This is a genomic window from Alphaproteobacteria bacterium (assembly GCA_020638555.1).
Taxonomy (GTDB): Bacteria; Pseudomonadota; Alphaproteobacteria; order Bin95; family Bin95; genus JACKII01.
Map to the genome: position 1 here is coordinate 422,726 of JACKII010000001.1, position 17,557 is coordinate 440,282.

Annotated in this window: 18 protein-coding genes; 6 read left to right on the plus strand and 12 right to left on the minus strand. The window is 66.9% G+C overall.

The window, feature by feature from the left end; all coding sequences use genetic code 11:
- Window positions 1-101: 101 nt before the first annotated feature.
- Window positions 102-905, minus strand: a complete 804-nt coding sequence (locus H6844_01970; protein ID MCB9928175.1) for a helix-turn-helix transcriptional regulator — start codon at window positions 903-905, stop codon at window positions 102-104.
- A gap of 86 nt (window positions 906-991) precedes the next feature.
- On the opposite strand from H6844_01970, the gene H6844_01975 reads away from it, so the two are divergent.
- The gene (locus tag H6844_01975; protein ID MCB9928176.1) at window positions 992-1,369 is read left to right on the plus strand and encodes a hypothetical protein; all 378 of its coding nucleotides are present in this window, start codon (window positions 992-994) and stop codon (window positions 1,367-1,369) included.
- Between the two features lie 51 nt (window positions 1,370-1,420).
- On the opposite strand, the gene ald is transcribed toward H6844_01975, so the two are convergent.
- Genes ald through H6844_01990 form a run of 3 tightly spaced genes read right to left on the minus strand, consistent with a single transcriptional unit; the run spans window position 1,421 to window position 4,589 of the window.
- Window positions 1,421-2,527, minus strand: coding sequence for an alanine dehydrogenase (gene ald, locus H6844_01980; GenBank protein ID MCB9928177.1), 1,107 nt, complete (start codon window positions 2,525-2,527; stop codon window positions 1,421-1,423).
- A 24-nt stretch (window positions 2,528-2,551) separates the two neighbouring features.
- Window positions 2,552-3,832 (minus strand): AmpG family muropeptide MFS transporter, encoded by a 1,281-nt coding sequence (locus tag H6844_01985; GenBank protein ID MCB9928178.1) that lies wholly within the window; start codon window positions 3,830-3,832, stop codon window positions 2,552-2,554.
- A 1-nt stretch (window position 3,833) separates the two neighbouring features.
- Window positions 3,834-4,589, minus strand: a complete 756-nt coding sequence (locus H6844_01990; protein ID MCB9928179.1) for an NAD-dependent deacetylase — start codon at window positions 4,587-4,589, stop codon at window positions 3,834-3,836.
- Window positions 4,590-4,767: 178 nt separating this feature from the next.
- Here H6844_01990 and H6844_01995 point away from each other — a divergent pair, with 178 nt between their 5' ends.
- The 3 genes from H6844_01995 (at window position 4,768) to H6844_02005 (ending at window position 7,281) form a co-directional block, all read left to right on the plus strand.
- Window positions 4,768-5,769: a hypothetical protein gene (locus H6844_01995; GenBank protein MCB9928180.1), complete on the plus strand. Its 1,002-nt coding sequence runs from the start codon at window positions 4,768-4,770 to the stop codon at window positions 5,767-5,769.
- 71 nt (window positions 5,770-5,840) lie between these two features.
- A complete protein-coding gene (locus tag H6844_02000; GenBank protein MCB9928181.1) occupies window positions 5,841-6,797 on the plus strand; it encodes a TIGR03619 family F420-dependent LLM class oxidoreductase in 957 nt (318 codons plus the stop codon).
- Window positions 6,798-6,810: 13 nt separating this feature from the next.
- Window positions 6,811-7,281 carry an L-2-amino-thiazoline-4-carboxylic acid hydrolase gene (locus tag H6844_02005; protein MCB9928182.1) on the plus strand — a complete coding sequence of 157 codons (471 nt, stop codon included), beginning with the start codon at window positions 6,811-6,813 and terminating at the stop codon, window positions 7,279-7,281.
- Between the two features lie 32 nt (window positions 7,282-7,313).
- Here the strand turns inward: H6844_02005 and H6844_02010 are convergent, their stop codons facing one another.
- From H6844_02010 to H6844_02045, 8 genes are all read right to left on the minus strand, one after another.
- The gene (locus tag H6844_02010; protein MCB9928183.1) at window positions 7,314-8,708 is read right to left on the minus strand and encodes an NAD(P)(+) transhydrogenase (Re/Si-specific) subunit beta; all 1,395 of its coding nucleotides are present in this window, start codon (window positions 8,706-8,708) and stop codon (window positions 7,314-7,316) included.
- A 4-nt stretch (window positions 8,709-8,712) separates the two neighbouring features.
- Window positions 8,713-9,147 (minus strand): NAD(P) transhydrogenase subunit alpha, encoded by a 435-nt coding sequence (locus H6844_02015; protein MCB9928184.1) that lies wholly within the window; start codon window positions 9,145-9,147, stop codon window positions 8,713-8,715.
- A 10-nt stretch (window positions 9,148-9,157) separates the two neighbouring features.
- The gene (locus H6844_02020; GenBank protein MCB9928185.1) at window positions 9,158-10,294 is read right to left on the minus strand and encodes a Re/Si-specific NAD(P)(+) transhydrogenase subunit alpha; all 1,137 of its coding nucleotides are present in this window, start codon (window positions 10,292-10,294) and stop codon (window positions 9,158-9,160) included.
- Window positions 10,295-10,419: 125 nt separating this feature from the next.
- Window positions 10,420-11,769: a branched-chain amino acid ABC transporter permease gene (locus H6844_02025; protein MCB9928186.1), complete on the minus strand. Its 1,350-nt coding sequence runs from the start codon at window positions 11,767-11,769 to the stop codon at window positions 10,420-10,422.
- Window positions 11,766-12,779 carry a branched-chain amino acid ABC transporter permease gene (locus H6844_02030; GenBank protein ID MCB9928187.1) on the minus strand — a complete coding sequence of 338 codons (1,014 nt, stop codon included), beginning with the start codon at window positions 12,777-12,779 and terminating at the stop codon, window positions 11,766-11,768. The genes H6844_02025 and H6844_02030 overlap by 4 nt, the downstream gene beginning before the upstream one ends.
- Window positions 12,779-13,483: an ABC transporter ATP-binding protein gene (locus H6844_02035; GenBank protein MCB9928188.1), complete on the minus strand. Its 705-nt coding sequence runs from the start codon at window positions 13,481-13,483 to the stop codon at window positions 12,779-12,781. Before H6844_02035 ends, H6844_02030 begins: the two co-directional genes overlap by 1 nt.
- A complete protein-coding gene (locus tag H6844_02040) occupies window positions 13,480-14,262 on the minus strand; it encodes an ABC transporter ATP-binding protein (GenBank protein MCB9928189.1) in 783 nt (260 codons plus the stop codon). Before H6844_02040 ends, H6844_02035 begins: the two co-directional genes overlap by 4 nt.
- A gap of 71 nt (window positions 14,263-14,333) precedes the next feature.
- Window positions 14,334-15,524, minus strand: coding sequence for an ABC transporter substrate-binding protein (locus H6844_02045; protein MCB9928190.1), 1,191 nt, complete (start codon window positions 15,522-15,524; stop codon window positions 14,334-14,336).
- A 365-nt stretch (window positions 15,525-15,889) separates the two neighbouring features.
- Here H6844_02045 and trxA point away from each other — a divergent pair, with 365 nt between their 5' ends.
- Window positions 15,890-16,783 carry a thioredoxin gene (trxA, locus tag H6844_02050; protein ID MCB9928191.1) on the plus strand — a complete coding sequence of 298 codons (894 nt, stop codon included), beginning with the start codon at window positions 15,890-15,892 and terminating at the stop codon, window positions 16,781-16,783.
- Between the two features lie 10 nt (window positions 16,784-16,793).
- A complete protein-coding gene (locus H6844_02055) occupies window positions 16,794-17,447 on the plus strand; it encodes an LON peptidase substrate-binding domain-containing protein (GenBank protein ID MCB9928192.1) in 654 nt (217 codons plus the stop codon).
- The last annotated feature ends 110 nt before the right edge of the window (window positions 17,448-17,557 follow it).

The window sequence follows — 17,557 nt, forward strand, 5'->3', positions numbered from 1 at the left end:
AAGGCCTCGCGGCAACGTTGGCGCGATCCGGCGCCGCAGGCAACCGGTTTGCGGAGCGGCCGTGCCGGCGTCGCACTGGCGTCGCGCCGACCTCTGGCCTCTCAGCCGGCAACGGCCTCGTTGCGATAGCGGCCGGGGGGGATGCCCAGATGCTTGCGGAACATGTAGACGAAGCTGCTGGTGCTGCCATAGCCGAGGTCGAGTGCCACCTCGGTCACGCTGGCGCCTTTTTCCAGGCGCATGATCGATTCGATCAGGCGCCGGTTGGTGCGCCACTGGCCGAACGACATGCCGGTTTCCGCGCGAAACAGACGCGCCAGAGTGCGCGGGCTGGCGCCGGCCTCGCGCGCCATGTCTTCCAGGCTGCCGCTGGATTCGGGGTCGTCGATCAGCCGCTGCATCACCCGCGCGAGGCGGGGCTCTTTCGAGATCGGCAGGAACAGCGGGGCGAATTCCATCTCCGCCAATTCGTCCAGCATGACCTGGGCCAGGCGGGCCGCCGGTCCTTCGCGGGCATAGGCGTTGCCATAGGCGACAGCGCGTTCCAGCAGCGCCTCAAGCAGCCGGTTGACCTTCAGGGTGCCGCAATGGCCCGGCAGCGCTGCGGCGTATGACGGGTCGATGAACAGCAGCCGCGCGACGACCGGCCCGTGCGAGTGGAGCTCGTGTTCGATATGCGGCGGGATCCAGATCGCCAGCCCTGCCGGCACCAGCCAGTTGCCGTCGGTCGTCACCACCCAAATGCTTCCGGCCTCCGCGTAAATAACGTGGCCGCGGGGGTGAGAGTGGCCGGGCGTGCGGTGCGGCGCCTGCACTTGCCATTCGAAAGACAGGGTCGGGCGGTCGGGATCCACGACATTGCCGAAATCCGGCACCTCAACCAATGGCAAGTTTTCGACAGACATTGACCGGCTCCTGATAGCGGCCGCGGCGGAATACGGCGACAATACCACAATATATAACAAAACAATCGAGTAGGAAGATCGGGAGAATGAAAATCACTACTGGGCGGATGGACAACGGGCAGATTGCGAACAAACATCAGGGGAAACGGCTGGCTGACGGCGTGCTTATGCATGTCGTGACGCTGGCCTGTAAGGACCCGCACCACGCGGCCGAATTCCTGGCCGTGCTGGCCGAACACGCGCGGCGCGATGCCATGGCATACAACTGCTTGGCGTTTGAGTTCGGCCTGAAGGAGGGCACGGACGACACGGTATATCTGGTCGAGCGCTGGCGCTGCTGGGAGGATCTGGACGCGATGCTGGCCGAGCGCGTGGAGCCGGTCATGCCGGTCTACAACGCCCTGCTGAAACGCCCGTTCGACCCGGCCGCGGACTCGGTCCGTCTGGTTCTGGCGGCGCGGTAGCCGCCGGCCCACCGGGATTGCGGGCCGCGCGGTTTTTTTTCGGAGACTGCGCTACGCCACCCAGGGAATGAAGGGCAGATCCAGGCTGTCGGCAACGGCCTTGTAGGTCAGGTCGCCCTTGTGGACGTTGAGCCCCCGTTGCAGGTGCGGATCGTCGCCCAGGGCGCGGGCATAGCCCTTGTCCGCCAGGGCGAGCGCGAACGGCAGGGTGGCGTTGTTCAGCGCAAAGGTGGAGGTGCGGGCGACGGCGCCCGGCATGTTGGTCACGCAATAATGCACCACGTCGTGCTTCACGAAGGTGGGCTCCGCATGGCTGGTGGGGCGGGACGTGGCGAAGCAGCCGCCCTGATCGATGGCGATATCGACCAGCACCGAGCCCTTGCGCATGTTCTTGACCATCTCCTCCGTCACCAGCTTCGGCGCGGCTGCGCCCGGCACCAGCACCGAGCCGATCACCAGGTCGGCATTGGTCACCAGTTCCTCGATGGCCTCGACGGTGGAATAGCGGGTGTTGAGCGACGGGCCGAATTGCAGGTCCAGGTCATAGAGGCGGGCGAGGTTTTTCTCGATCACGGTGACGCGCGCTTCCAGGCCCATGGCCATGCGCACGGCGTTGGTGCCGGCGACGCCGCCGCCGATCACCACCACGTCCGCCGCCGGCACGCCCGGCACGCCGCCCAGCAGAATGCCGGCGCCGCCCTGTTCTTTCTCCAGATGGTGTGCGCCCACCTGCACCGACATGCGCCCGGCCACCTCGCTCATGGGCGAGAGCAGGGGCAGGCCGCCGCGGGCATCGGTGACGGTCTCATACGCGATGGCAATGCAGCCGGACGCCAAAAGCCCCTCGGTCTGGGTCTTGTCGGCGGCGAGGTGCAGATAGGTGAACAACACCTGGTCCGGCCGCAGCATGGCGATCTCGGCGGCCAGCGGCTCCTTCACCTTGACGATCATGTCCGCCGCGCCGAACACGGTGGCGGCGTCGGGCGCGATGCGGGCGCCGACGGCCTCATAGGCCGCATCGGCAAAGCCGGAGCCCTCGCCGGCGCCGGTCTGGACGACGACCTGGTGGCCATGATGGATCAGCTCGCGCACCGATCCGGGCACGAGGCCGACGCGGTATTCGTGGGTTTTGATTTCCTTCGGCACGCCGACGAGCATGATCTGCCCTCCCGTGGGATCAGGTTAACTGTGACTTGATGTAAGGCGTCGTCGCAACGGAACAATCAACAACAGGCCCGGAAGGGCGGCAATGGCCGTTAGCAAAAAGTACAGCGGCCAGTTCACCTGTTCGGCCAGAACCCCGCCGGGGGCGGCCAGAAAGGTGCGGGCGACGGCGAACAGCGACGAGAGCAGGGCGTATTGCGTGGCGGTGTATTCCCGGTGGCAGAGCGCGGCCAGGAAGGCGACGAAGGCGGTGGTGCCCATGCCGCCCGCCAGGTTTTCGAAGCCGATGACAGCCGCCAGAACCGTCACGTCGTGGCCCGCCAGCGCCAGGCCGGCAAAGCCCAGATTGGAGAGCAGTTGCAGCACGCCGGCGATCCAGAGCGCCCGCACCAGGCCGGTCCGGGCTACCAGGGCGCCGCCCAGAAACGCGCCCAGCAGGGTGGCGGCCAGGCCGAACACCTTCACCACCTCGGCAACCTCGGTCTTGGAAAAGCCCAGTTCCACATAAAGCGGGCTGGTCATGACCGAGGCGGCGGCGTCGCCCAGCTTGTAGAAGACGACGAAGGCCAGGAAGGCGAGCCAGCCGGGCCGGGCCAGGAATTCCGCGAAGGGCTCGAACACCGCCCGGCGGAGCCAGGTCAGCGCCCGGTCGAGGCCGGCGCCCTCGGCGCGGGCGTGCTGTGGCGCCGGTGGCTCCGGCGCCAGCAGGGTGGCGGCCACGCCCAGGCCCATGGCGACGGCCATGGCGGCATAGACCGTGCCCCAGGGCTGTGTGCTGGCCAGATAGAGCGCGCCGGCGCCGGAAGCGAGCATGCCGATGCGGTAGCCGAACACGATCATGGCCGCGCCCGCGCCCTGTTCGTCGTCGCTCAGGATTTCGACCCGGTAGGCGTCGATGACGATGTCCTGGCTGGCGCTGGCAAAGGCCAGCGCCACGGCCCAAAGCGCCACGGCGGCGGCATCCGCCGCCGGCTGCTGCTGCCCCAGGCCGAGCATGGCGACGATCAGCGCGGCCTGGCAGAGCAGCAGCCAGCCGCGCCGGCGGCCGAGCCAGCTTGTCAGGCCCGGCAGCGGCAGCTGGTCGATCAGCGGCGACCAGAGGAATTTCAGCGTGTAGGCGGTGCCGACCAGGGCGAAGGCGCCGATGGTGGCCTTGGAGACGCCGTCCTCCGCCAGCCAGAAGGTGAGGGTGGCGGTCGACAGCGCCAGCGGCAGGCCGCTCGCGAAGCCGAGCGCCAGGATCAGCAGCAGCCTTGGGCGGAGATAGACCGCGACGGCGTCGCGCCAGCCAGCGATCACGTCAGTTCAGGCCCACCGCGGCCCCGAGCGTCGGGCCGATCTCGTCGTTGACCACCAGGTCGGCATACTGGTCCAGTTCGGTCGGCTCGCGGTTCAGGATGGCGAGCTTGGCGCCGCAGCGCTTGGCCAACACCGGGAAGCCGGCGGCGGGGTAGACCTGCAGCGACGAGCCGATGGCGATCATCAGGTCGCAATTGTTGGTGGCGATCTCGGCCCGCCGCATTTCCTGCTCCGGCATGGATTGGCCGAAGGAGATCGTCGCCGTCTTGACATATTCGGAGCCGCAGGACGGGCATTCGGGCATGGTCTCGTCGCGGGCGAAATTCTCCAGGATCGGCTTCAACTCCATGTGCGTTTCGCAATCCAGGCATTTGGCATAGGTGGAGTTGCCGTGCAGTTCGATCACCCGCTCGGCGGGCACGCCGCTCGCCTGGTGCAGGCCGTCGATATTCTGGGTGATGACCGCGGTGCAGAAGCCGCGGCTCACCAACGCCGCCACGGCCAGATGGCCGCGGTTCGGCTGGGCGACGGTCATGCTTTTGTCGGTTTCGATCTTGCGCCGCCAGCTTTCGCGCCGGGCTTCCTCCGAGCGCATGAAGTCATCGAACATGATCGGCTTGTAGCGGGTCCAGATGCCGCCCGGCGAGCGGAAGTCGGGAATGCCGCTTTCGGTGGAGATGCCGGCGCCGGTGAAGATCACGATCCGTTGTGCGTCGCCAATCAGGCGGCGCAGGTCGTCGACAGGCGAGTGGCTCATAGACTCTCGCTTCCAAAACAGTTAAGCAAATGTGTGGTAACGGACGAACCTTCGACATGGTGCGTTCCGTTCCAGTTGGGCAGCTTCCGTTCCGTCACCTTTCCCAGCATGCCATTTCTTACCATTATCCGCCATTCGTTCCAATGGTTTTCCGTGTCATCAGTCGGGGATATGCAATATGACGGCAAATACCAGTATCTTTGTGTTGGGCGGGGAAGAAAAACCGAAATCAGAAAAAGAAGAATGGCACAGGTTTACCCACGCCAAGGTATTGCGCGTCAATTGCGCCAATGGCGACCTGACCGGTGAATCGACTTATCGGTCGCCGCCGGAGGTATGTCCCGAAGAGCGGGCCTCCATTCTGTTCAAGTCCGGCACTCTTGCCGGGGGGCGTCTCTATGCCTGTACCCAGACCGAAGTTCTGATTCTGAATCCCGACGATTTTGCCGTGGAACGCACCTGGTCGCACCCTTGCCTGAATGATGTCCATCATGTCCTGCCGGACGGCCAGGGCGGGTTCTATGTGGTTGTGACCGGCCTGGATCTGGTGATTCACGTCGACGCTGCGGGGGAGATCGACCGGGAATGGTCTACGGTGCCGGGAGAGGCACCCTTCACCCGCTTCGACCGACAAACCGATTATCGCAAGGTCCCGACAACGAAGCCCCATCGCACGCATCCGAACTTCGCGTTTCGCTTGGACGGCCTGCTTTGGGTGACCCGCTTCTTTCCGCGCGACGCCATCTGCGTGACCGCCGACGCACCGAACCTTCCGGTCGGCGTGGAAGGGCCCCATGACGGTCTCGTACGCGAGGGGAAAGTGCATTTCACGACCGTTGACGGTCATATCGTGGTTGTCGACCCAAGCGCACCGGATCGCCCCACGGTCTACGACCTCAACACGTTTGGCGCGTTCGATGCCCCGTTGGGATGGTGCCGCGGTTTGAAATTTCTGGACGACGATCGCATTTTGGTGGGGTTCAGTCGTCTACGCCGCACGAAATTCGCCGACAATTTGCGCTGGCTGAGGAAAAGAATAACAAATATGAAAGCCGATACGAATATTTATGTTGCGCCGGAGCCCACCGGAATACGCTGTTTCAACATCAAGACCAAAAAACAGGAATTTTTCTTGAATTTGGAGCAGTACGGAATGAATGCGATATTCTCCATTTTGTAGCTTCCGTGGCGAAGACGGACCGATACAATACAGGGCGCAGCACAACAAGATTTCCCGTCGAGGACACAATCATGCAGTTCGGCCTTTCCGTCCCCCATCGCGGCCCGCTCGCCAACCCGCAGGCGATCCGTGCCATTGCCCGCAATGCGGAGGCGCTGGGTTATGATGTGCTCACCGTGTCCGACCACATCGTCGTGCCGCGGACCATCGGCTCGAAATACCCCTACAGCCCCGATGGCGGCTGGTCCGGCGGCCGGGACGGGGTCTGCTTCGAGCAGTTGTCTCTGTTGAACTATGTCGCCGGCGTGACCGAGACCGCGCGGCTGCTGACCTCGATCATGGTGGTGCCCCACCGGGAGCCGATCCTGGCGGCCAAGGCCATCGCCACCGCCGACCAGTTGTCCGGAGGCCGGGTCGAGTTGGGCATCGGCACCGGCTGGATGGCCGAGGAATTCGCGCTGCTGAAAACCGCGCCCTTTGCCGAGCGCGGCGCGGTGACCAACGAATATATTCGCGCCTTCAAGGAGTTGTGGACCGCGGAAAAGCCGTTCTTCGACGGCGAGTATGTGCAGTTCCGGGACATTTTCTTCGAGCCGAAAACGCTGCAGCCGGGCGGCCCGCGCATCTGGGTCGGCGGCGAGAGCGGCCGGGCGCTGCGGCGTCTCGCGACGCTGGGCGATGTCTGGTACCCGATCGCCGGCGGCAATCCCAAGGCGCCGCTGGATACGCTGGCCGCCTATGACGCGGCCCTGGCGAAGCTGCGCCAGACGGCGGATCAGGTGGGCCGCGATCCCGCAAGCATCGGCCTCGCCTACAGCGCCATGGCCCACTCGCCCCGGGAGAAGCAGGCCGCCGACGGTGCGCGCATGCTGCTGACCGGCTCCGCCGCGGCGCGGCAGGACGATGTGGCGGCGCTCGCCGAACGCGGCGTCGAGACCCTGATCGTCAATGTCGCCGCCGGCGACCTGGACACGGCGCTGGCGCGGCAGGCGGCGTTTGCCGAGGACGTGATGGCCAAATTCCGGTAGGGGAGACAAGGGCATGGCCGACGCGCCGAAGAAAAACCCGATCCTGGAAGCGACCAAGATCCAGGCCCGCGCCGTCATCCCCATCGTCAAGGCGCTGGAGGCGGAACTGGGCCGGGAGCGGGCGCACGCCATCGTAGGCAAGGCCATCGGCGACAGCTATGTCGCCTGGCGCGAGCGGATGGGCTTCGAGACCGACGCCCACCCGCGCACCGAGGCGGAGGCCGGCCCGGACTTTCCGGTGGAGCACGCGGTGGTGGAGGACAGCGACACCGCCTACGGCCACAACATCACCGGCTGCGCCTTCGCCGACTATTTCCGCGCCATCGGCGAACCGGAAATCGGCGCGCTCATGACCTGTGGCGTCGATTTCCCGGCCGAGGCGCGCATCCGCCCCGGCTGGGAGTTCCGGCGCACCCAGACGCGCATGCAGGGCGCGCCGCACTGCGATTTCCGCTGGCGGCGCAAACCGCCGGCCGGTGGGTGAGGCGTCCGGCGCCAGCCTAAAACGCCTCGACCCTAAAACGCCTTGACCACGTCCTCGCACATTTTCTTGGCGTCGCCGAACAGCATCATGGTGTTATCGTTGAAGAACAACGGGTTGTCGACACCGGCATAGCCGCTGGCCATGGAGCGCTTGACGAACATCACCATGCGCGCCTTGTCCACCTCCAGCACCGGCATGCCGTAGATCGGCGAGCTGGGGTCGGTGCGGGCCGAGGGGTTGGTGGTGTCGTTGGCACCGATGACGAAGGCGACATCGGTGGTGGCGAAGTCGCGGTTGATGTCATCCATCTCCAGCACGTCCTCGTAAGGCACGTTCGCCTCCGCCAGCAGCACGTTCATATGGCCCGGCATGCGCCCGGCCACCGGGTGGATGGCATAGCGCACGCGCACGCCTTCGGCCTTCAAAAGGTCGACCATCTCGCGCAACGCGTGCTGCGCCTGAGCCACCGCCATGCCATAGCCCGGCACGATGATGACGCTGCCGGCATTCTTCAGCATGAAGGCGGCGTCGTCGGCATTGCCGGCCTTGACCGGCCCCAGTCCCGCCGCCGCGGCACCGGCGCCCGGGCTGGCGCTCTCGCCGCCGAACCCGCCCAGCAGCACGCTGGTCAGCGAGCGGTTCATGCCCTTGCACATGATGTAGGACAGGATCGCGCCGGACGCGCCCACCAGCGCGCCGGTGATGATCATCAGCGCGTTGTCGAGGGTGAAGCCGATGCCGCAACTGGCCCAGCCGGACAGCGAGTTCAGCACGCTGATGACCACCGGCATGTCCGCGCCACCGATGGGCAGCACCACCATCACGCCCCAGACGAAGCAGATCAGGGCCATGGCCCAGAACAGCCCCTCGCCGCCCCAGCCGCAAAAGGCGATGGCGGAGAAGACCATGATCAGGCCCAGAAAGCCGTTGACCGCCTGCTGGCCGGGAAACACCAGCGGTGAGCCGCTGACCAGGCCCTGAAGCTTGGCGAAGGCGATGACCGAGCCGGTGAAGGTGACGGCGCCGATGCTGGCGGACAGCATCATCTCGACCAGGCTCTGGGCCGGCATTTCGGCGGCGGCCGGCAGGCCATAGAGCGAGGGCGAATGCAGGGCGGCGCCGGAGATGAACACCGCGGCCAGGCCGACCAGCGAGTTGAAGATGGCGACGAGCTGCGGCAGTTCGGTGATCTTCACCCGCAACGCCACGAATATGCCGATGGCGCCGCCGAGCGCGATGCCGCCCAGCACCAGCACGAAGGTCTGGATCTGCGGCGCGAACAGGGTGGCGGCGATGGCGATGGCCATGCCGAGCACGCCGATCAGGTTGCCGGTGCGCGCGCTTTCCGGCGAGGCGAGGCCGCGGATCGCCAGCACGAAGCAGATCGCCGAGGCGAGGTAGGCCAGATCAATGAGGTTCTCGCTCATGGCCTCAGCTCTTCTTCTTGAACATGTCGAGCATGCGGTGGGTGATGATGAACCCGCCGAAAATGTTCACGCTCGCCAGCACCACGGCCAGAAAGCCCATGATGGTCGAGGCGCCGAGCAGCGCCGGCCCGGCCGAGATCAGCGCGCCGAGCACCACCACGCCGGAAATGGCGTTGGAGACCGACATCAGCGGCGCGTGCAGCGCCGGCGTCACCTTCCAGACCACGTAATAGCCGACGAAGCAGGCCATGGCGAACACGGTCAGGCCGAAAATGAACGGGTCGACGCCGCCGGCGCCGGTGTGCGCCATGCTTGTTGCCTGATTGGCGAGCGCGGCCGCATCGCCGGAAATGTCCTTGGCCTGCAAGGCAAGGTCGTGCAGCCGGCCGGACAGCGCCGCGGCCTGGTCGGTCAACTTGGCGGGATCCGCCCCTGCCATCGCCATGACGCTACTCCTTCTTTTCCAGCAGGACCGGGTTGGTGATCGCTCCATCGCGGCAGATCAGGGCCGAGGAGACGATTTCGTCCTCCCAGTCGATCTTGAGCGCGCCCGCGTCCTTGTCGACCAGCGGGGTGAGGAAATTCACGATGTTGCGCGCATAGAGGGCGCTGGCGTCGGTGGCCACCCGTCCCGGCAGGTTCGGGTCGCCGACGATCAGCACGCCCTTGTGGTTGACCGTCTCGCCCGCGACCGAGGGCTGGACATTGCCGCCCTGTTCCACCGCCATGTCGACGACGATGGAGCCGGCGCGCATGGTCTCGACCATCTCCGTCGACAGCAGCAGCGGCGCCGGCCGGCCGGGGATCAGGGCGGTGGTGATGACGATATCGGTGCGCGGCAGCACCTCCATCAGCTTTTCCGCCTGCCGCACCCGGTAGTCGCTGGACATTTCGCGGGCATAGCCGCCCTGGGTTTCCGCCGACCTGGTCTCCATCGTGGTGACGTCGACGAAAGTGGCGCCCAGGGATTCCACCTGCTCCTTGGCGGCGGGGCGCACGTCCATGGCCGAGACGACCGCGCCCAGGCGCCTGGCGGTGGCGATGGCCTGGAGGCCGGCGACGCCGGCGCCCAGCACCAGCACCCGGGCCGGCGCGACGGTGCCTGCGGCGGTCACCATCATCGGGAAGCCGCGGCCAAAGCGGGCGGCGGCCTGGAGCACCGCCGCATAGCCGGCCAGGTTCGCCTGGCTGGAGAGCGCGTCCATGCCCTGGGCCCGGCTGATGCGCGGGATGAACTCGAAGGCGAAGGCGGTGACGCCGGCCTCGGCATAGGCCTGCAACCGCGCATGATCGGCATAGGGGCTCAGCAGCCCGACCAGCAGCGCGCCCGGTTTCATCCCGGCAAGGGCCTCGGGCTCCGGCGGGCGGACGACGGCGACGATATCGGCCTCCGCACGGGCGGCGGCGGCGGCGCCGGCGATCGTGGCACCCGCATCGGCCAGGACCGCGTCGGGCATGCCGGCGGCAAGGCCCGCGCCGCTTTCGACCACGGTCTCGATGCCGAGGCCGGCCAACCGTTTCACCGCATCCGGACTGATCGCGGTGCGGCTTTCGCTTGCGGGTTCCTGCGGTACGAAGAACTTCACGGCATCCACCCATCGGCTCGGTCTACGTTCCCGATAGTAGACAGGTACGCAACCTTGCGACAAGATTGATAATTGGTAGCAATCGCTTCCGACCCACGCCGGAGCCGAGTGCCGCCGTGGCTCGTCTATTTCTTTTGGGCGTGCGGTGTGGAGTCGTGCGGTGTGGCGGCGGGCGTGATGCGGCGCTCGGGCAGCAGGCCCTTCGGCGCGAACCGCATCACCAGCAACAGGATCGCTCCCATCAGCAGGTAGCGGGTATAGGCGGCGCCGGCGAGCAGGTGCTGGGCCACGGGCGAGCCCTCGGGCAGGGGCGCGGTCAGCAGCGCCATGAAGCCGTTGCCGAGCGGCTCGGCCTCCACCCACAGGAACCAGATGATGAAGCCCCCCAGCACCGCGCCCCAGTTGTTGCCGGAGCCGCCCAGGATCACCATCACCCAGATCAGGAAGGTATAGCGCAGCGGAATATAGCTGGTGGGCGTGAACTGGCTGTCCAGGGTGGTGAGCATGGCGCCGGCCATGCCGCACACCGCACACCCCAGGATGAACACCTGCAAATGGCGGCCCTTGACGTCCTTGCCCATGGCCTCGGCCGCGTCGCGGTTGTCGCGGATGGCGCGCATCATCCGGCCCCAGGGCGAGTTCAGCGCCCGCTCCGCCAGCCAGAGGACGAGGCCCAGCACCATGACGAACAGCACCGCATAGCAAAGCTTGACGAAAATGCCGGCGGCATCGGTGGCATTGGCGAGGCCCAGCCCGTCGGTCAGGCGCAGGAACCAGTCGCTGGCGGCCAGATCGACCTCATAGGGCACGGGACGCGGCAGGCCGGTGACATTCTTGACGCCGCGTGTCAGCCATTCCTCGTATTTCAGGATGGCGATGATGATCTCGGAAATGCCCAGGGTGGCGATGGCCAGATAGTCGGCGCGCAGGCCCAGCGCCACCTTGCCGATCAGCCAGCCGGCGCCGGCGGCGATGACGGCGCCCACCGGCCAGGCCAGGACGATGGGCAGGCCGAGCCCGCCCAGATAGCCGGCATTGACCGGGTCGATCGCCTCGATCCGGTCGGTGGCCGGGCCGAAAAACGCGTTCACGGCGAAGAAGCCGACCACCAGCAGCACCAGGGTCGCCGGCAGGCGCAGGCCGCGCGGCAGCACGCGCCGGGCGGCGACGATGGCGGCGACGGTCAGCGCGACCGCCAGCAGGGTCATCGCCAGGCCAAACCCGCCCGCCTGCCAGGCGCCGGCCACCGGCGGCATCGCCACCAGCACCGCCGCCAGACCGCCCAGCGCCGTGAAGCCCATGATGCCGACATTGAACAGGCCCGCATACCCCCACTGCATGTTCACGCCCAGCGCCATGATGGCGGAGATCAGGCTGAGATTGAGGATGCCGAGGGCGACATTCCAGCTTTGCAGCAGGCCCACCAGCACCAGGACCAGCGCCATCAGGCCGTAATAGAGCGGGACCCGGGTCATCCGATCACCTTCCCGCGGATGATGCCGGTCGGGCGCACCAGCAGCACGGCCACCAGGATGATGAAGGATACGGCGAACTTGTAGTCGGTCGACAGCAACTGCACGAGGCCGTCCGGCGCCCAGCCCGTCGGCCCCAGATAGGCGAGGAATTTCTTGAAAGCGTAGGTGACGGTCACCTCCGAGAAGGCGATGATGAAGCCGCCCAGCACCGCGCCCACCGGCTGGCCGATGCCGCCGACAATGGTGGCCGCGAACACCGGCAGCAGGATTTGCAGATAGATGAACGGCTTGTAGGTCTTGTCGAGGCCGTAGAGCGTGCCGGCGATGGCCGCCAGCGCTGCCGTGATGGCCCAGGCGATCATCACCACCCGCTCCGGATCGATGCCGGAGAGCAGGGCCAGGTCCTCGTCGTCGGAAAAAGCGCGCATGGCCTTGCCGGCGCGGGTGCGTTGCAGGAACCAGAACAGCGCCGCCACGACCACGATGGCCACGACGACGGTGATGACCTGGGTCTGCTTGATGGCGATGCCCTCGGCCAGCCCGGTCAGGCGCTTGAACTCGAAGGCGGTGATCAGGAAGCGGGCGCCGTCGGCGAAGCTCTGGTCGGCGGGGCCGATGATGATGCGGATCAGCCCGGCCAGCACGAACATCACCCCGACCGAGACGATGGCGAACACGATCGGGTTGGAGCGCTGGCGGCGATAGAAGCGGAACACGCCCCGCTCCGTCGCCAGTGCCAGCAGGATGGTGGCGGCAATGGCGACCGGCAGCGCCAGCAGGGCGGTGGGCAGCGGCGCGATGCCGATGCCCCAGCCCTGCAACAGCCAGGTGACGAGAATGGCGGTCATGGCGCCGAACGACATCAGCTCGCCATGGGCGAAATTGGCAAAGCGCAGAATGCCGAAAATCAGGGTGACGCCCAGCGCGCCCAGCGCCAGTTGCGCGCCATAGGCGGTGGCGGGGACCAGGACGAAATTGGCGAACAGGGCCAGCGCGTTCAGAATATCCATCAGCCCCCCAGGAACGACCGGCGCACTTCTTCGTTGGCCAGCAAGGCCTCGCCCGTGTCGGTGAAGCGGTTTTCGCCCTGCACCAGCACGAAGCCGTGGTCGGCGATCTCCAGCGCCTGGCGGGCGTTCTGCTCGACCATCAGGATGGCGATGCCGGTCCTGGCCACCTCCAGGATGCGGTCGAACAGGTCGTCCATCACCACCGGCGAGACCCCCGCCGTCGGCTCGTCCAACATCAGCAGTTTCGGCTGGGTCATCAGCGCCCGGCCCACCGCCACCTGCTGGCGCTGGCCGCCCGAGAGCTCGCCCGCCGGCTGGCGGCGCTTTTCGCGCAGCACCGGGAACAGGTCGTAGACCTGCTCCAGCGTGTCGCTGAAGTCGTCGCGGCGGATGAAGGCGCCCATTTCCAGGTTTTCCTCCACCGTCAGCGAGACGAACACGTTGCGGTTCTGCGGCACGAAGCCCATGCCCGCCGGCACGCGGTCCTGCGGCGGCAGGTTGGAAATGTCGGTGCCGTCCAAAGTCACCCGGCCCTGGCGCAGGCGCAGCATGCCGAAAATCGCCTTCATGGCGGTGGACTTGCCGGCGCCGTTCGGGCCGACGATCACGGCGATCTCGCCCCGGTCGACCCAGATATTGCAATCGCGGACGATGTCGACGCCGCCATAGCCGCAGGTGATGCCTTGGGCGGAGAGGAACGTCACGCCACCCCCCGCCGCTGGTGCTTGCGCCCGGTGCCGAGATAGGCCTCGATCACCTGTTCGTTGGCCTTGACCTCGTCCACCGTGCCCTGGGTCAGCACTTGGCCTTCCGCCATGACGATGACCGGGTCGCAGAGGCGGGCGATGAAGTCCATGTCGTGTTCGATCAGAAAGAACGTGTAGCCGCGTTCGCGGTGCAGGCGCTGGATCGAGGTGGCGATGGTGTTCAGCAGCGTGCGGTTGACGCCGGCGCCGACCTCGTCCAGCAGCACCACCTTGGCGTCGACCATCATGGTGCGCCCCAGTTCCAGCAGTTTCTTCTGGCCGCCGGAGAGATTGCCCGCCAGTTCGTGGGTCAGGTGGGAGATTTCCAGGAAGGCGATGACGTCGAGCGCCCGCCGCCGCACCTCGGCCTCGCGCTCGCGCACGCGGGCGAAATCGAACCAGGTCTGCCAGAGCCGTTCGCCCGGCTGGCCGTCCGGGACGACCATCAGGTTTTCCAGCACGCTCAGGCTGGAGAATTCGTGCGCGATCTGGAAGGTGCGCAGCAGGCCCTTGTGAAACAGGTCGTGCGGCTCCAGCCCGGTCACGTCCTCGCCGTCCAGGCGGACGGTGCCGGAGGTGGGCGGATAGGCGCCGGCGACCAGGTTGAACAGGGTCGACTTGCCGGCGCCGTTGGGGCCGATCAGCCCGGTGATGGTGCCCTTCGCGATTTCGAGCGACACGCCATTGACGGCCTTGAGGCCGCCGAAATGCTTGTGAACGTTCTCGACCGCGATCATGCCGGCCCCTCACACCGCCTCCGCGGCCCGGCCCTCTGCCGGCCCGCGGAAGCCTGGGTTGAACCGGTGGATCAGTGGTAGCCCACGGTCTCGAACTTGCCGCCCTTGACCTCGGTCTCGCGGAAGCTGCCCGCGGCCTCGCCCGGGCCGACCAGTTCGACCGCGGTGCCGCCGACATAGTCGATGTCGCCGCCATCGGCCAGGATCTTCAAGGCCTTGGCCAGCTCGCCCGGATAGATTTTCTCGCCGGGCGCGTTGGCGACCTTGGTCACGAAGTCCTTGTAGACCTTGCTGTCGGTGCTGCCGGCCGCCTGCATCGCCAGCAACAGCAGGGCCGAGGCGTCATAGCATTCCGGCACATACGGATCGTCGCCCTTGAAGCCGCGGTCGGCGCTGAGCTTGGCCAGCATGCCGGCGCCGGGGCTGTCCGTGCCCGGATTGGTGCCGATGGAGCCGTCGAGGGCGTCGCCGAAATGGTCGGTCAGCGCCTGGCCCACCATGCCGTCGGGCAGGATGAAGCGGTCGAACGCGCCGGTGTCGAGCGAGGCCTGGATCATGCCCTTGCCGCCCTGGTCCAGATAGCCGGCGACGATCAGCACCTCGCCGCCCGCGGCGGCCAGCGTTGCGACTTCGGCGGAATAATCGGCCTTGCCGTCCTCGTGCGCGGCGACGGCGGTGATCTTGCCGCCCAGCTTTTCGAACGACGCCTGGATCGAGTCCGCCAGCCCCTTGCCGTAGTCGTTGTTGGTGTAGGTGAGCGCGGCGGTCTTGATGCCGCGGCGGTGCATGATCTGGCCGATCACCTCACCCTGGCGCGCGTCGGAGGGGGCGGTGCGGAAGAAATAGCCGTCGTCCTCGATGGTGGAGAGCGCCGGCGACGTCGCGGACGGCGAGATCATGACGATGCCGTTCGGCCGGACGACATTGTTCAGCACGGCGGTGGCGGCGCCGGAACAGGTGGTGCCGTTGATGCCGGAGACCTTTTCCGCCGTCACCAGACGCTCGGCGGCGGCGGTGGCCGCGGCGGCGTCGATGCAGGTGCTGTCGCCGCGGACCGAAACGACCTTGCGGCCGCCGAGGAACAGGCCGCTGTCGGAGACCTCCTCGATGGCCATTTCGCCACCTTTGGCCATCGGCGCCACCAGCGATTCCGTCGGGCCGGTAAAGCCTTGCAGCATGCCGATTTTCACGGCATCGGCGGCGGATGCGGACATGGGCAGGGCGACCGCCAGGACGCCTGCGGCAAGTATCCGGTTCAGCATGATATCTCCATCCTCTGTTCTCGCCTCTGTTCGCGGGGTTGACCAGCGGCACGTTCGGCGATCCGGTGCGGGGAGGCACCGCGACCGTCCGTCCGTTGCGCTCGCAAACCGGACGCATTCCGACCGGCCCTTTGGCGCCGATCGCGTACCGGTTAGCCTGTCGCCTCGGCGAGGGCACGTCAAGCGCGGCTATGGGCGAATATGGTGCGAAACTGGCCGCCCGATGGCATGAAACCCCGGATTTGTCTGCGTTTTCGGGCTTGCGCCACCGCTGCCCTTGCACTCTGACAGGCGCGCGTCCATTTTCAGCGCACATACCATTTCATCGACATGCGTTGGCGAGAGAACGCAAGGAAGCAGGACTTATGCTCGAGGCACAACCGGCAGGCGCGGGCCTGATCAAGGACGGGACCGACCAGAGCTTCATGGCCGATGTGGTCGACGCGTCCCAGGACGTGCCGGTCATCGTCGATTTCTGGGCTCCCTGGTGCGGCCCCTGCAAGCAGTTGGGCCCGACGCTGGAAAAGGTAGTCACCGGTGCCGGCGGCAAGGTCAAGCTGGTGAAGGTGGATATCGACCAGAACCCGATGGTGGCGCAGCAATTGCGCATTCAGTCCATTCCCGCCGTCTACGCCTTCAAGGGCGGCCGGCCGGTGGACGCGTTCATGGGCGCGCTGCCGGAAAGCCAGGTGAAATCCTTCGTCGAGAAGCTGGTCGGCGACAGTGTCGATTCGCCGGTGGAGCAGGCCATCGCCCAGGCGAAGGAATTGCTGGAGGCGGGCGATCTCGACAATGCCGGCGCCATTTTCAGCCAGGTGCTGCAGCACGAGGCCGAAAACGTCATCGCCAAGGCCGGGTTGGTGCTGGTGCTGGTGGAAAAGGACGAGATCGCGACCGCGCGCGAACTGCTGGACCAGATCCCGGCGAACGAGCGCCGCGACGCCTTCGTCGCCGGCGCGGTCAGCGCGGTCGAACTGGCGGAACAGTCCGGCGACAGCGGCGACCTGGGCGAGTTGCAGCAGGCGGTTCAGGCGGACCCGGACGATCACCAGGCCCGGTTCGACTTGGCCATGGCCCTGTTCGGCGCGCGCCAGCACCAGGACGCCGCCGAGGCGCTGCTGGAGATCGTCCGGCGCGACCGCACCTGGAACGATGACGGTGCGCGCCAGCAGTTGGTGAAATTCTTCGAGGCCTGGGGCCCGACCGACCCGCTGACCGTGCAGACGCGTCGCCGGCTCTCCTCGCTGCTGTTCAGCTAGGCGCGGGCGGATGGAAACGCCCGCTCTCGCCGACCTGCCGGAGATCGTGCCGATCTTCCCGCTGCCGGGGGTGATGCTGCTGCCGCGCGCGCCGCTGCCGCTGCACATTTTCGAGCCGCGCTATCGCGCCATGACCCGCGATGCGCTGGAGGGCGACGGCTATATCGCCATGGTCCAGCCCAGCGGCGAGCCCGGCGACGACCCGGTGAACCCGCCCGTGTTCCAGACCGCCGGTCTCGGCAGGATCGCCGCCTCGGAGCGGCTGGAAGACGGTCGCTACAACATGGTGCTGCACGGGGTGTGCCGGCTGCGTCTGGTGGCGGAGCTGCCGCTGAAGGACGGCTATCGCCGCGTCCGCGCCGATTACGCCGCCTTCGCCCACGACCTGCCGCCCGCGGCCGCCGACGCGGTGGCGCGCGAGGCGTTGCTGGGGGCTCTGGGCGCGTTCCTGGAGCGCCGCAATCTCAAGGCCAACTGGGACGAGGCGGCCAAGGCGTCGGACGAGCAACTGGTGAACAGCCTGGCCATGGCCTGCCCGTTCGGGCCGCGGGAGAAACAGGCGCTGCTGGAAGCGCACGACCTGGCCGCGCGGGCGGAGTTGTTGCAGGCGCTCTGCGAACTGGACGCCGGCGGCATCGCCAACGACAACGCGCCGCTGCACTGACCGCACCGGCCCCCGGAGCATCGCCCGAGCCCATGGAAACGCTTTGGCGATCGATGGCTGGGGGTAGGATGCTCCTGTTATGGAATTCCGAGCGGATTCCCCCGAACGGA

Bases quoted from the DNA above. Each gene is read 5' to 3' on its own strand.
- H6844_01970 (MCB9928175.1), bottom strand. From the start codon at position 905: ATGTCTGTCGAAAACTTGCCATTGGTTGAGGTGCCGGATTTCGGCAAT.
- H6844_01975 (MCB9928176.1), top strand. From the start codon at position 992: ATGAAAATCACTACTGGGCGGATGGACAACGGGCAGATTGCGAACAAA.
- ald (MCB9928177.1), bottom strand. From the start codon at position 2,527: ATGCTCGTCGGCGTGCCGAAGGAAATCAAAACCCACGAATACCGCGTC.
- H6844_01990 (MCB9928179.1), bottom strand. From the start codon at position 4,589: ATGAGCCACTCGCCTGTCGACGACCTGCGCCGCCTGATTGGCGACGCA.
- H6844_01995 (MCB9928180.1), top strand. From the start codon at position 4,768: ATGACGGCAAATACCAGTATCTTTGTGTTGGGCGGGGAAGAAAAACCG.
- H6844_02000 (MCB9928181.1), top strand. From the start codon at position 5,841: ATGCAGTTCGGCCTTTCCGTCCCCCATCGCGGCCCGCTCGCCAACCCG.
- H6844_02005 (MCB9928182.1), top strand. From the start codon at position 6,811: ATGGCCGACGCGCCGAAGAAAAACCCGATCCTGGAAGCGACCAAGATC.
- H6844_02010 (MCB9928183.1), bottom strand. From the start codon at position 8,708: ATGAGCGAGAACCTCATTGATCTGGCCTACCTCGCCTCGGCGATCTGC.
- H6844_02015 (MCB9928184.1), bottom strand. From the start codon at position 9,147: ATGGCAGGGGCGGATCCCGCCAAGTTGACCGACCAGGCCGCGGCGCTG.
- H6844_02025 (MCB9928186.1), bottom strand. From the start codon at position 11,769: ATGACCCGGGTCCCGCTCTATTACGGCCTGATGGCGCTGGTCCTGGTG.
- H6844_02030 (MCB9928187.1), bottom strand. From the start codon at position 12,779: ATGGATATTCTGAACGCGCTGGCCCTGTTCGCCAATTTCGTCCTGGTC.
- H6844_02040 (MCB9928189.1), bottom strand. From the start codon at position 14,262: ATGATCGCGGTCGAGAACGTTCACAAGCATTTCGGCGGCCTCAAGGCC.
- H6844_02045 (MCB9928190.1), bottom strand. From the start codon at position 15,524: ATGCTGAACCGGATACTTGCCGCAGGCGTCCTGGCGGTCGCCCTGCCC.
- trxA (MCB9928191.1), top strand. From the start codon at position 15,890: ATGCTCGAGGCACAACCGGCAGGCGCGGGCCTGATCAAGGACGGGACC.
- H6844_02055 (MCB9928192.1), top strand. From the start codon at position 16,794: ATGGAAACGCCCGCTCTCGCCGACCTGCCGGAGATCGTGCCGATCTTC.